Origin of the sequence: Protofrankia sp. Cj3, from assembly GCF_917627355.1 — a bacterium.
Lineage (GTDB): Bacteria > Actinomycetota > Actinomycetes > Frankiales > Frankiaceae > Protofrankia.
The window spans coordinates 3,150-16,591 of sequence record NZ_CAKJTR010000023.1; the positions used below are offsets into that span (position 1 = coordinate 3,150).

Sequence of the window (13,442 nt, forward strand, 5' to 3'; positions counted from 1 at the left end):
TCCACCGCGGCCATGTAGAGCGTCCGCGCGGCCGGCCACGGCACGTCCCGATCGGTGTCGCCGAGCCGGTCGAGCAGATCGAGCAGCGCATCGGAGTCGTCCAGGACATCGGCGAGGGTGAGCCGGCAACCGAGCCGGCGCAGCAGGTCGACGTCCACGCCGGGCAGCGGCGCGGCGGGTGCGAACAACCCGTCGAGCAGCGGGTCCGCGCCGGGCAGCGCCAGTTCGGCCGGCGGCAGGACCGCGGTCGATCCGGCGACGGGAAGAAGCGCGTGCCGGGACAGCCACCAGCGGGTGTACGACGTGTCGACGTCAGCGCCGGCTCCCACCGGCCGGTTGGGCTGGCTGATCCGCTCGGAGTGCATGACCGCCTCCCGCAGGGGCGGCTGGGCAAGCTCGCTGAGCGCCTCGGGCCAGCGGGACGTGTCGACGAGTTCCAGGTCCCGCACGGCGCGGAAGGTCGTGAGTGTTGGTGGCGCGGCCGGCGCGGCATGTCTCGGCTCGTGCGCGGCTCCGGCGGTGAGACGGGTGGTCAGCTCTTCCACCCAGGCATCGCTGTCGTCCAGTTCCAGCAGCGTCGGCTCGTCCGGGTCGAGCCGAATGCCGTCAGCCCGCAGGGTGGCGAAGGTCCGCAGTACGCCGACCGCTTCCAGCACCCGTATCGGCCACGCCCGCGCGAAGTCATCGGCGAGGACGCTGAACGGCGCGTCCGTCGCGAGCACTCGGTCGAGGGGGCCGTCCGCGATCAACAGCTCACCAGCGGGGCTGAAATCCCCGTCGGCGTCAGGGAGGAGCAGATCGGCGAGCCACGGCAGCTCACCGACCGCGCCAGCGGGATCGAGGCCGGCGTCACGCACGAGTGCGAGGACGGCCGTGGCCAGCGCGCGGACAGCGTCGGCAGCCACGTCCGGATCGAGGTCCGCGACAGCGTCGGCGATGGATGGGTCACGCAGCACGCTCACCGGGGTTCCGTCAACCGCGCCGAGGGTGCGCAGGATGCCGCGGGCGGCACCGACGCAGGCGTCCGGATGCACCACCCGCAGCGGCAGACCTGAGTCGATCAATGCCGTGACGTCCAGCTCGGGCGTGGGGAGCAGCACGCCACGCGGGCCGGTGACCATCCGGGCGCCGAGCCGGGCCCCATCCGCATCCGTGCCGGTCTCCGTGCTGGTACTCGTGCCGGTGGGCTGTTCCCCGGTCGGCACGGCCAAGGGGACGGGCAGGGCGCCGAGAGCGTCCCGGTCCGGAGCATGCGCGAGAGCCGCATAGGCACGTGCCCACCACGCCGGTGGCCGGCGCAGCTCAGTGAGGATCTCGACTACCTCAGCGGTACCGAGCCGCTGTACTCCCAGCAGCGCCAGCGGCGACCGCCAGCGGCGGGCCGCGTAGTCTGCTGGTAGCAGACCGTCCACGCTGCCGCCCCCATCGGGCGCGTCGGGGGGTGCGTCGGGGAGCGTGTCGCCAGGGCCGGTGACCGGCCCGCAGGCAAGCAGCGCGGTGACCGCGTCGGTCGCCGGGCCGAGGTCGCACACGACGCAGGCGGATCCACGGCGCCCGCCTGGCAGCATCGGCGCGTCCGGAAGGAGCTGGCTGAGCGTATCCCGCAGCCTGCCGTCGACCTCCCCCACAGGCAGCCCGGTCGGGACGAGCTCGAGCGCCGCCAGCGGGGAATGCGCGGGCGGATGGCCGCTACCCGCGAGTGCCGCGAACACCCCGCGGACGTCGGCCTCCGGCGTGGTCCGTGCCGGGTTCCCGGTGCCGGGCTCGGCGGCGATCAGGGCTAGCAGGTCGGGCGCGGCCGGGGCCACCGGGGTGGGGCCGTCATGGCGTGCTGGCGGGGTGTCAGACGCTGGCGGGGTGGCCGCGGCCAGGCCGTCAGCTGTGGCCGGGTCGTCAGCTGTGGCCGGGTCGTCAGCTGCGGCCGGGCCGGCGCTGCCAAGGTCGACAGCCAGGTCGACGACTGTCTCGGCAAGCCGGTCCACCAGCCAGTCCCGCAGCGGACCGGCGACCGTGTGCCGGCGGGACGGTTCGAGGGGCAGGTCCACACTGACCAGCACCGGCAGGGACAGCGGTTCATCGGTCGGCTGCGGCGCGCGGACCAGCCTGGGCACGTCATCGGGCCAGCCGCCCTCGCGAACCATCGCCCGTGCCGCGTATCCGGTGCGGGAACGTTCCTCCACCGGCCGGTCGGCCAGCAGGCCTGCGGGGATCACGCCGCGTCGGACCCGGCCGACCCACCGCTCGCCGTTCAGCAGCGCGTGCTCCACGCCTGGCGCCGGGTACGCCCAGCCACAGGTCAGGGTTGCGGGCGTGCCGTCGATCACGATGGTGACCTCGGACAACCCGGGCATCAGCAGGGGAAGCGTGGGGTCCAGGCCCGTGAGCAACGAGCGGGCCAGCGCTTCCGCGGCGCTGTCACGCAGGGGCAGCCGGACGACCGTGTCGTAACCATCCGGCGGTGGCGGCGCGTCCAGCATGGGGAAAGGAAGGCGCAGCACGGGGACCGCGCCGTCGCGGCGGCCCAGCTCAGCGTCAAGAGCCGGTTCGCCGAGCGCGTTGATCGCGTCGATCGTCGACTGCTTCGACCAGCCGATGCCACCGCCCAGGTGGTTGCGGTCCCCCCAGGAACCCACCGGCTGCCGGGACACGATCGACGGGGTGTCGCTGACGGCCAGAACCGCGGCGAAACCGACCCCGAAACGGCCGAGAGCCGTTGTGTCGCGCTTGGCTGAGGCGCGCAGGGTCGACAGTGACTCGACTCCGGCCGCGGACAGCCCCGTCCCGGTATTGGCGATCTCCAGTATCCCGTTGTGATGTTCTGCCGCGCTGTCGCTGTCGCTGGTCAGCGTCATCAGAACGCGGCAGGGGACAGCCGCGGTATGGGCCGCGTCCACCGCGTTCTGGAGCAGCTCGACGACGAGCCGGTCGCGGTAGGCGCCACGAGCGGCGTCCTCCTCCGCGTTCGCGTCCTCACGGAACCGGGCCGGGGATGCCGCCCAGGCGTCGAGCACCCGGCGTTGGATCGCCGCCGTCCCGAACGGGTCGCCGGGCTGGCCGCCGGGCTGGCCGGAGGTGCCGCGATCATCCTGGTTCGCGCGCCGCCGGTGGTCAAGAGGGCCGGCTTGGGTGTTGCCGCTGTCGGCGTCCACAATCACGTTCCCGTATGGCTGCGCGTCCATCGCTCCATCCTCCTCTTCGGTGGCGGTTGGCTGGGATACCAGGTGCCGCCAGCCGGCCCGGCGGCGGCCGATAATCGGGAACGTGGCGTCCGCGGCTCGTCGTGATGATCCGAAACTGGTGCCGGCGGTTGCCGGCCAGTGGGAGCGGATCGCCCAGCGAGTGGACGCGCTGGCCGATGAGGAGCTGGCACGGCCGGGCAGACTGCCCGGCTGGAGCATCGCGGACCATGTCGTTCATGTCCTCGGGGCGGCGGACGCGCTTGCCGCGGCGATTGCGGGCACCTCCCCCCCAGACACGGACCGGTTGCCAGCTGCCGACCTGTTGCGGTTGCGGCCGCGGCTGCGCGGCTGCGTCGCCGCGGCCGTGGCCGAGCTCGACGGTGCCGACCTGGCGCGTCCGGTCATGACCGCGGCGGGCGGGACGCGGCTGGGGGACTTTCTGGTCACCCTGGTGCTGGACGGTGTCGTCCACGGTCTTGATCTGGGGGTCGATCCGGCCCGGGACGCGCTGCGCATCGCCGTGCGGACGATCATCGGGTTGCTCGCCGCGCGCGCTCCAGGACGCTGCGTGGAGGTACGGGTGCCGCCGTTCGCGGCGATACAGGTAATCGAGGGCCCACGACACACCCGGGGCACTCCGCCGAACGTGGTCGAAACCGATCCGGTCACCTTCGTCGACGTCGTCGTGGGCCGCCTGAGCTGGGCGGATGCAGTGGCGGACGGCCGTGTGCGGGCCAGCGGCTCCCGCGCGGATCTGCGTCCGTTCCTCCCGTTGCCGTTCCTCCCGCTGCTGCCCGGCTCGGTACGGCAGATCGGCTGACCGGCTGACCGGCCGTTTCCGTCGTGGGCGCGCCCCAGGCGCCTGATGGGGCTACCCGGAGCGGATCCGTTCGTGGCGTCCCGCATGAGTCGGAGATCGACGGGTGCCGGGCGGGCTGACGCTGCTAGCGTGGACCGCGGACCAGACAAACGACGTCCCGAGGAGCCGTGTTGCCCGACGTCGGCGACTGTTCGATGTCCATCTCCGCCCGGCCTGCGATCTCCCCCGATGCAGCGGATGCCCCCCGCGGCGACAGACAGTTCGCCGATCTTCGACATCCTGGTGGCGAGGACCTGGTTCGTGAGTACGCCGACGATCCGGGCCCGCGGGACGCCTGTGGGGTGTTCGGCGTGTGGGCGCCGGACGAAGACGTCGCGAACCTCACCTATTACGGGCTGTATGCGTTGCAGCATCGGGGGCAGGAAGCGGCGGGTATGGCCGTCGCTGACGGCCGGAGAGTCCTCGTTTTCAAGGAGCTGGGCCTGGTCGCCCAGGTTTTCGATGAGATGACGTTGGCCAGCCTGTCGGGCCATCTCGCCGTGGGGCACACCCGTTACTCGACGACCGGGTCGTCCACCTGGGAGAACGCCCAGCCGTCCTACCGATCGTCACGGACCGGGGGGGAGGTGGCGCTGGGCCACAACGGTAACCTCACCAACACCGTCAAGCTGGCCGCGGACCTTGTCGACCCGGTCAAGGGCAGGATCCGGGCGACGACGGACTCCGATCTGATCACCGCGATGCTGGCCGCGCATCCCGGCCCGACGCTGGAAGAGGCGGCCATGGACGTGCTGCCCCGGCTGGCCGGAGCGTTCTCGCTGGTGTTCTGTGACACGTCGACCCTGTACGCGGCCCGGGACACCCATGGTGTGCATCCGCTGGTCCTGGGCCGGTTCGGCGGGGACGGAGCGGACACCGGCTGGGTCGTGGCGAGCGAGACGGCCGCCCTCGACATCGTCGGTGCCGGTTTCGTCCGTGAGGTCGAGCCGGGTGAGTTGATCGTTATCGACGCGAGCGGGCCGCGCTCCCGCAGGTATGCACCGGCGACACCGCACGGCTGCCTGTTCGAGTACGTCTACCTCGCGCGTCCGGACACCACGATCGCGGGCCGTTCGGTGCACGCGACCCGGGTCGAGGTCGGCCGGACACTCGCTCGCGAGGCGCCGGCCGAGGCCGATCTCGTGATCGGGGTGCCGCAGTCGGGCGTGCCCGCGGCGGTCGGCTTTGCCGAGGCCAGCCACATTCCGTACGGCGATGGGCTGGTGAAGAACTCCTACGTGGGACGGACGTTCATCCAGCCGTCGCAGACGATCCGTCAGCGCGGGATCCGGCTGAAACTCAATCCGCTGCGGGACGTCATCGACGGCCGTCGGCTTGTCGTCGTCGACGACTCGATCGTGCGTGGTAACACCCAGCGAGCCCTGGTGCGGATGCTGCGCGAGGCCGGCGCCATCGAGGTACATGTGCGGATCTCCTCGCCGCCGGTGCGCTGGCCGTGTTTCTACGGCATCGATTTCGCCACCCGTTCCGAGCTGATCGCGAACAGTGCCGGCATCGATGAGATCCGGGAGTCGCTGGGGGCTGATTCCCTGGCCTATGTGTCCCTTGACGGCCTGGTCGCGGCGTCCCGCCAGCCGGCACAGCGGCTGTGCCGCGCCTGTTTCGACGGGGTCTACCCGGTTGCGCTGCCGCACGCCGACCATCTCGGCAAGTATCTGCTGGAGGGGGCCGACGACGTGCCGCCGGTCGCCGGGCCGCCCGCCGGCTCCCGCGCGGACCATGCATGCGATCCTCCACTGGACAGCGGCGTGCTGATGGACGCCCTGCGGGCGGGGACGCCCGTCGACAGCGCCGGCCCGGCGACGCGGCAACGGTGAGCGCGCCGCCGCCCGGTTCGGGCAGCTCGGTCGGTCGGGCCGGCCCGAGTGCCCCGGACGTGCCACCTGGCCGGCCTGCGACGAACGTGTCCTATCTGGACGCGGGCGTGGACATCGACGCCGGGGACCGGGCGGTCGCCCTCATGCGCGGGCACGTCGCACGGGCCACCCGCCCGGAGGTGGTCGGATCGCTCGGGGGCTTCGCCGGGCTGTTCGCGCTCGACGTCACCCGTTACCGGCGTCCCCTGCTCGCTTCGTCGACCGACGGCGTCGGTACGAAGATTGCTGTTGCGCGGGCCGTCGGCCGGCATGACACCGTCGGTGTCGACCTGGTCGCGATGGTCGTGGACGACCTGGTGGTCTGTGGCGCTGAACCGCTGTTCCTGCTCGACTACATCGCCTGCGGTGCCGTCGTCCCGGAGCGGATCGCCGCGATCGTCGCCGGGATCGCGCTCGGCTGCCAGCAGGCTGGCGCCGCACTCGTCGGCGGGGAGACCGCTGAGCATCCCGGCCTGATGGGCGCGGACGATTACGATCTCGCTGCCACCGGTGTCGGCGTGGTGGAGGCGGATGCGCTGCTCGGCCCGCAGCGGGTGCGCTCCGGGGACGCGGTGGTGGCGATGGCCTCGTCAGGTCTGCATTCCAATGGCTACTCCCTGGTCCGTCATGTGCTGCTCGGCCCGGTCGATCCCGATGGCGCGGGCGGGGTGTCGGCCGAGGGCCGGGCCGTTCTGGAGCGCTATGAGGACAGCCTGGGTGTCACTCTTGGCGAGGCTCTGCTCACCCCTACGCGGATCTACGCCCGTGACTGCCTGGCGCTGGCCGCGGCGCTGGACGTCCATGCCTTCGCGCACGTCACCGGTGGTGGGCTCGCGGCCAATCTGGCCCGGGTGATTCCCGCCGAGATGACCGCCCGCCTGGATCGTTCCACCTGGGCACCGCCGCCCCTGTTCGTTCTGGTCGCCGAGCGTGGCGGTATTGCGGCGGCCGAGATGGAACGGACGTTCAACCTCGGTGTGGGGATGGTCGCGGTCCTGGCCGATAGTGACGCCTCGGCCGCTCTCGATCTGCTCGCCGCGCGCGGGATACCCGCATGGATCATCGGCGAGGTCGTTCGTGGCGATGCCGACGGCGCTGTGAACGATCTGACCGAGGGCACCGGCAGCGGCACCGGCACTGGCGGCGGTCCTGGCGGTCAGGCGAAGCTGTTCGGAGAGCATCCTCGCTGACCCCGGGGCGTACCTGATGGATGGTGGCCGATGCGGGCGATGATCTAAAATCGGACACGCCCTATGGGCGCCGGCGGTGCAGCGGCAGGATCCGAGCGTTCGTGCCCACGGCCAGCCGCGGGGTGGAAGCGGCCTCCCGCAGCCGGCTGGTCAGCTCGGCCAGCGGCATGGCCGCGCCGATGTGCAGCCCCTGGGCGAAGTCGCAGTGCAACGCCGTCAGCGCTTCCATCAGCTCGGCGGTCTCCACCCCTTCCGCGACCACCCGCAGGTTGTGGGTGTGCGCCAAGTGGATGGTGGCTGCGACGATCGCCGCGTCGCCTTGCTCGACCAGTAGTTTTCGGACGAAGGTCTGGTCGATCTTGACCTCGTCGAGCACCCGTTCCTGCAACAGGGTCAGGGAGGAGAAGCCGGTACCGAAGTCGTCAACAGCGATCCGGACGCCGATCTCCCGGAGGCCGCCAAGAAGCCGATGGGCTGTCGTCTTGTCCGCCATCATCGCGGTTTCGGTGATTTCCAGTGTGAGCGAAGAGGCCGGCACACTGTACTTCACCAGCAGTTTTGCCACTTCGCCGGGAAGGTCGGTGTTCAGGAGATTGCGGGCGGAGAGGTTGACCGACACCGTGATGTCGAAGCCGCTGGCGCGCCAGCCGGCGCAGGCGATCAGAGCCTGCTCCAGGATCACCCTGGTGAAGTCCTGTACCAGCCCGGATTGTTCGACCGCGGGAACGAACCTCTCGGGGGAGAGCATCCCCCGAGAGGGGTGGTCCCAACGGACGAGTGCCTCGACACCACTGATCTGACCGGTTTGCAGCTTGACCTGGGGCTGGTAGTTGAGCACGAGCTCGTTTTCGCTGATCGCGGATTTCAGCTCCGCCACGAGCGCGAGGCGTTCGAGTGAGGCATCGTGGCTGTCGGCTGTGAATCTCCGCCATCGAGGGTGGGAGCATTTCGCCTGGTACATGGCTATGTCGGCGTGTTGTAACAGTTCTTCGCTGGTCGTGCCGTCGTCCGGGCAGCAGGCGACGCCGAGCGACGCCTCCACGGCCAGCGGTATGCCGTCCAAGACGACGTCGCGGCACAGCACATCGGCGAGTTCCGCCGCGACCGTCTCGACCTGTGCCGGACTTTCGACGCGGGTGATGAGAACCGCGAACTCGTCCCCACCGAGCCGTGCGACCACATCGCTGTCCCGGCTGCTCCGGCGCAGCCGTTCGGCGATGGCTTGCAGGACGCGGTCGCCGGCGCTGTGCCCAAGGGTGTCATTTATGATCTTGAAGCGATCGAGGTCGATCATAATAAGGCCGACGCAGCCGCCGGTCACGGATTGTCGTTCGAGTTCAGCGGTGGTTCTTGCCATCAACAGGCGCCGGTTGCCGAGTCCGGTCAGCCAGTCGTGGTTGGCGTCGTGCGCCTGTTCCTGTGCCTGTCGGCGCGCGTGGGCATTGAGCCGGGTGTGGGCGAGAGCGTGGGAGACGGTGTGGGTGAACGCGACAAGTATTTGATCTTCGCGTTCGTGCCAGGCCACCGGTTGGCGGAAGGACAACGTGAGAACACCGATCCACAGCTTGCCCGCCATCAGCGGGGCGGCAATCTCCTGGACCTGGCGTACCGCTCGAGGGCGGCGCCGGAGCGGCGCTGGCGCATGGCTCGCGACCGGTGCGCTTTCCGGAGCCGGAGGCAGGTCGGCCACCTCGCTGGGGGCGTCCAGGTGCGCCGATGGGGTGGGCCAGAGCAGCAGCGCGGTGTCGTCTGCCTGGAACAGCGTCGCGGCCCGGTGCCGGGCGATTCCGACGATGGCCGATTCGTCCCCGTCCGCGAGTTCCCGGGACACGAAATTGATCTCTTTCCAGCGATTGCTCTCCGCCAGTGACCGCAGTCTGAACTGATAGGCGATGGTGAGACCGGCCGCCGCGAGCGGGACCGCGAACAACGTGATCGCTTTCCAATACGTGGTCGTGACCACCAGTAGGCCGAAAGTGGCGGTCATGCCTGCCGCGCCGAGCCACGGGACGCAGCGGAGGTACTCGGTGGGTGCTCGAGCCGACCAACGGGCGGTGGCGGCGGTCTGGATCAACATCGAGACCGTGTAGAGCGCGGTGGCGACAGCCGCCGCCGCGAAGGCCTGTGGGGCAGGGAACGCCACCAGCGGGCTGCGGCTGCCCATGAACACGGCCGCCGTCAGGATGGCGAGGATGGTGCCCGCGGTCACGATGGCGCTGTGTAACAACGTTTGGCGAGGTCCGCGCCGGACGACGAAACGCGGTGCCAGCATCCCTGTGACGGCGAGCACGACAACCCACGCGCCCGGTATCAGGGTGAACGCGTCCCAGCGGGGCCTGTCGTCCCACGCGGCCAGGATTCCCCCACCTGCCGCGACCAGCAGGGATGTGAGCGAGAACGCGCCGCGTAGCGTCGTGAGTGTGCGAGAAGGGACGAGCGCGGCGCTACCTTGGGTAGCATCAGAAGGGGAGGCCGTCGGCCGCTGCCCGGTTGGCGGCTTGGTGGACATGTAGCCGGCCCCCGTCTCGACCTTGTGGGCAACGCGCTGATGCCCACAAGCAGCCTTCTTGTAGGCTCATACGTTCAGTCCAAGATCCACTTGGTCGGAACGGTCGGTGCGACCCGCCAGCCGGAGTTCCGCAAAGCTTCTGGACGCCTGAAAAGAACCATGATCGTGCGTCCTTCGGTTTGCTGGATGATCTTCATCCGTCGGCGGGGATCCGACTCCGTCAGTTTGCCACGTGTGCCGGTCGAGTCCGTACGGACCGGAATGGTTGACGGAAGTACCGTTCATCAGGGCACGGGCCACGCCGGGGCCATCGCCGAATGCGGCGCACGGGTCACCGGCTTCTGGCGGCTGTCCGCCGAGGCCGGCCGCGCCCGGACACCATGGTCTGATGGCATGCGCCAAAGAGCATGCATGGATGCGGCGCCGGATCCCGTGAACGCGGGCACGCAAGGGCCACGCGGCCGTTTTTCGACCTGGTAGGCCATGACCGCATGGGCTCCTTGTGGCCGCCGGCGACGCGATAATGATCACCATCGCGTCGCCCTTGGTCACATGGGAGCCCGGAATCCGGAGACCCGCAACCATGCTGGTGTTACTTACCGCCGACCGGTGTCCTCGTCCTCGTCGGCGTAGTCGTACTCGTAGGAATCATCCGAGTACGGATCGTCCGCGATGTCTTCTCGCGCGCTACCGGCACCTAGATCGGCTTTCAGGCGATCCAGATCCATGTTGGGCGAGTTGTACTTGAGTTCGCGGGCGACTTTCGTCTGCTTGGCCTTTGCTCGGCCGCGCCCCATGGCTCGACCCCCTCGAACATGACGACGGGGACCCGCCCCGGTGCTCTCATTATCTCGTGCCTCCCGAGACTACAGGGATCGCGGGCTCCTGGGCACGCCAACCCGACAGTTCTCAGGCCGCGAGGCGATCGCGATGAGCGGCATGTGATGTGTGCCACAGGTCGAAATCTGAAATTGCTTGCCTGGAGTCATGGTACGAGGATCGTGCGTAGTTGTCCGATCTCGGCCATCCGGCGTTCGGCGAGCTGGGTGGCGGCGACGGTGGAGGTGACCGCGGTCTGCTCGGCGTGGGCGAGAACGTCCAGCGTCGAGGCGAAGATACGGCTGACCCTGGCCTGTGCCCGTTCGTGCGAGTAACCCTCGAACTCGTCCGCGGCCTGGATGAGGCCGCCCGCGTTGACCACGAAGTCGGGCGCGTAGAGCACACCCGCGGCGGCCAGTAGCTGATCCACTCCGGCGTCGGCGAGCTGGTTGTTAGCTCCGCCACACACGACGCGCGCACGCAGGGCGCCCACCACCTCCGCGGTGAGCGCCCCGCCCAGCGCGCAGGGCGAGTACACGTCGACGTCGGCGCTGACCAGCGCATCGGGATCGGCCCGGAGCTCGACCTCGGGATGCTCCGCGCGGACGCGATCCAGGGCGGCCTGGCTGACGTCCGCGGCGACCACCGTGGCGCCGTCGGAGAGCAGCCGGCGTACCAGGCGCCGGCCGACCTTCCCGAGCCCGGCGACGGCGACCCGGCGGCCGGCGAGCGACGGCGTGCCCCACACGTGCTCGGCGCACGCACGCATCCCCTCGAACACGCCGTAGGCGGTCAGGATGCCGGAGTCGCCGGAGCCGCCATGCAGCGGCGACCGGCCGGTGACCCAGCGGGACTCACGGGCGATGACATCCATGTCCTCGACGTAGGTGCCGACGTCACAAGCGGTGATATAGCGGCCCCCGAGCGAGCTGACGAAGCGCCCGTACGCGCGCAGCAGCCGCTCCGACTTGTCTCGGTGCGGGTCGCCGATGATCACTGCTTTGCCGCCGCCGAGGTCGAGGCCGGCGCAGGCGGCCTTGTAGGCCATGGCCCTGGACAGGGCGAGGACGTCAAGCAGGGCCGCGTCCTCGTCGGCGTAGGGATGGAACCTGGTCCCGCCGAGAGCCGGGCCGAGGGCCGTGGAATAGATTGCGATGATCGCACGCAGCCCGCTGGCGGGATCCACGCAGAACGTCACCTGTTCATGCTGTGAGCCGGCGGTGAAGACGGACCGCACCGGTGGGGCTCCCTTCGCCGGAGAAGGTTGGCTGGCAAGCGCACATAAGTGGTCGGCGCTGGGAGTCCTTCGGGGGCTGCCGGCGCCGACCACTAAGGGGCGTGGCTCGTGTCCGCAACCTATCCAGCCATGCCCGGACACGAGAGCAAAAGGTCGACGGGCGGTCGGCCGTGCGCCGGCGGCGGGCTCCGCTGCGCCCTGCGGCGCCCCGCTGAGGCCGTGGCGTGCCAGGATCTGTCTGTGGCTCCCGTGGTCAGTCCAGCGGCTTATCTGCGGGTGTACGAACCGCTGGCGGCATTTCCGCCGGCTGAGCGACTCCGTTGGGAGCGCTACGCGGCCAAGGGCCGGCTCCCCAGCCGCCGTGCCGGTGCTCGCCAGGAGCGGGTTATCGCCTTGGTCGCTACCATCCGGCCGTCGTTGGACGTCGCGGACGAGTCCGCCTTCATCCAGATGGCCGACGGCCTGATGTTCGTCTGTCCCTGGTACACCCAGCTGCGGGTGTGGCAGGCGGCGATGGAGTTCCGCGGTGGCTTGCCGGATCGGGTGGCGGAGGCCTTCATCCCGCGGCGGCTCGCGGACCCCGCCGAGATCGAGCTTGATCGTTGGCGTACCCGCCGCCCGGATCTCAAGGTCTACGTCCAGACGTGCACCTGGATGGTGCCACCACCATGGTTCGTCCTGTTCGCTCCGGCGGAGCGCATGTTGGTCACCGGTGACAGCGCCAACCGGTCGCTGTCGTACCGGACGTCGATGAGCCTTGCCCGGCGGCGGGTCGGACTGGCGCTGGAGGCGTTGGAGGTGCTGCGCAGGGTCGCTCCGGACTCGCCGGGCGTCGATGGCCTGGCTGAGATCAGAGGGTGGCTGGCGGACTTTCATCCGCACAGCTGGATCGAGCTCGACTACGGCGGGCTCGTGGATCTGCTCGACGACGACGCCCTGCGTAACGACACGTCGGTCGAAGACCTCGACGAGGCCCTCGACGCGTTACGCCGAGGGCGAACAGATGTGGCGGTTGCGGCCTATGAGCGAGTCTTGAACCGGTGGAGACCGGTTCAAGCAAGGGAGTCTGCAAGCTGACGGCTTGCAATCGATAACTGAGCGTGGCTGCTCGCTTCGGACGTCGTGTGACTAGTCAGCAGATGGTCCTGACGTGCCATGTCCGAAATGCCCCCGAAGGATGCACGATCTGTATGGGACGGAGCAACGCTCTGTGACGGGAGGCCAACACAATGACGACGAGAACACCGGACGCTGAGCCGCTGCTGACGCCCGCCGAAGTGGCAACCATGTTTCGAGTTGACCCGAAGACCGTGACCCGGTGGGCCAAAGCGGGCAAGCTCACTTCGATACGCACCCTTGGCGGTCACCGCCGCTACCGGGAGGCGGAGGTCCGCGCGCTCCTCAAGGGAATCCCATCCGTGGGAAGCGAGGTATAGCTCCACGCCGGTGCGATCGGATGCATCGGGTCCTCCTTTTTTGTCGCCATGGTCCATAAGTTCCAGTTACGGAGGGTTGCCAGTTGCTTGGGAGCCTCCGTTGCTTGAGGTGCGATCAGGCTAGATCCAAGGGGGATGTCGGTACGGCGGTTGTCCCAAGCGTGGGCGGCAGTTGTTTCTCTGATGTGTCAAGGCCGCTGACGGTGGGACGCTTCGGTACGTCCGGGCGTCTTTAGGATCTTCGGCTGGAAGGCGAGGCGGTCTGCCAGTCGAAGATCTACACCATCGCGGGCCCGCGGGGCGTGTTCTCGTTTTGGAGATCAGGACTCCTTAGAG

Annotated in this window: 9 protein-coding genes; 5 read left to right on the forward strand and 4 right to left on the reverse strand. The window is 69.4% G+C overall.

Annotation, left to right across the window (positions count from 1 at the left end):
* Positions 1-3,179: sacsin N-terminal ATP-binding-like domain-containing protein (locus tag MJ783_RS05110; protein ID WP_239308764.1), on the reverse strand; the 3,179-nt coding region annotated here is incomplete at its 3' end.
* Positions 3,180-3,261: 82 nt separating this feature from the next.
* Here MJ783_RS05110 and MJ783_RS05115 point away from each other — a divergent pair.
* The 3 genes from MJ783_RS05115 (at position 3,262) to purM (ending at position 7,105) form a co-directional block, all read left to right on the forward strand.
* Positions 3,262-3,999, forward strand: coding sequence for a sterol carrier family protein (locus MJ783_RS05115; protein ID WP_239308765.1), 738 nt, complete (start codon positions 3,262-3,264; stop codon positions 3,997-3,999).
* A 194-nt stretch (positions 4,000-4,193) separates the two neighbouring features.
* Positions 4,194-5,876 carry an amidophosphoribosyltransferase gene (gene purF / locus MJ783_RS05120; protein WP_370651445.1) on the forward strand — a complete coding sequence of 561 codons (1,683 nt, stop codon included), beginning with the start codon at positions 4,194-4,196 and terminating at the stop codon, positions 5,874-5,876.
* A 59-nt stretch (positions 5,877-5,935) separates the two neighbouring features.
* The gene (gene purM, locus MJ783_RS05125) at positions 5,936-7,105 is read left to right on the forward strand and encodes a phosphoribosylformylglycinamidine cyclo-ligase (RefSeq protein ID WP_239308797.1); all 1,170 of its coding nucleotides are present in this window, start codon (positions 5,936-5,938) and stop codon (positions 7,103-7,105) included.
* A 61-nt stretch (positions 7,106-7,166) separates the two neighbouring features.
* Here purM and MJ783_RS05130 read toward each other — a convergent pair whose 3' ends face one another.
* The 3 genes from MJ783_RS05130 to MJ783_RS05140 form a co-directional block, all read right to left on the reverse strand.
* On the reverse strand, positions 7,167-9,614 hold the full coding sequence (locus MJ783_RS05130; protein WP_239308767.1) for a bifunctional diguanylate cyclase/phosphodiesterase: 2,448 nt from the start codon (positions 9,612-9,614) through the stop codon (positions 7,167-7,169).
* 596 nt (positions 9,615-10,210) lie between these two features.
* The gene (locus tag MJ783_RS05135; protein ID WP_239308768.1) at positions 10,211-10,411 is read right to left on the reverse strand and encodes a DUF3073 domain-containing protein; all 201 of its coding nucleotides are present in this window, start codon (positions 10,409-10,411) and stop codon (positions 10,211-10,213) included.
* 188 nt (positions 10,412-10,599) lie between these two features.
* Positions 10,600-11,670: a Glu/Leu/Phe/Val dehydrogenase gene (locus tag MJ783_RS05140; protein WP_239308769.1), complete on the reverse strand. Its 1,071-nt coding sequence runs from the start codon at positions 11,668-11,670 to the stop codon at positions 10,600-10,602.
* 240 nt (positions 11,671-11,910) lie between these two features.
* On the opposite strand from MJ783_RS05140, the gene MJ783_RS05145 reads away from it, so the two are divergent.
* A complete protein-coding gene (locus MJ783_RS05145) occupies positions 11,911-12,747 on the forward strand; it encodes a hypothetical protein (RefSeq protein ID WP_239308770.1) in 837 nt (278 codons plus the stop codon).
* A gap of 152 nt (positions 12,748-12,899) precedes the next feature.
* On the forward strand, positions 12,900-13,106 hold the full coding sequence (gene bldC / locus MJ783_RS05150) for a developmental transcriptional regulator BldC (RefSeq protein ID WP_013871846.1): 207 nt from the start codon (positions 12,900-12,902) through the stop codon (positions 13,104-13,106).
* Positions 13,107-13,442 lie beyond the last annotated feature (336 nt).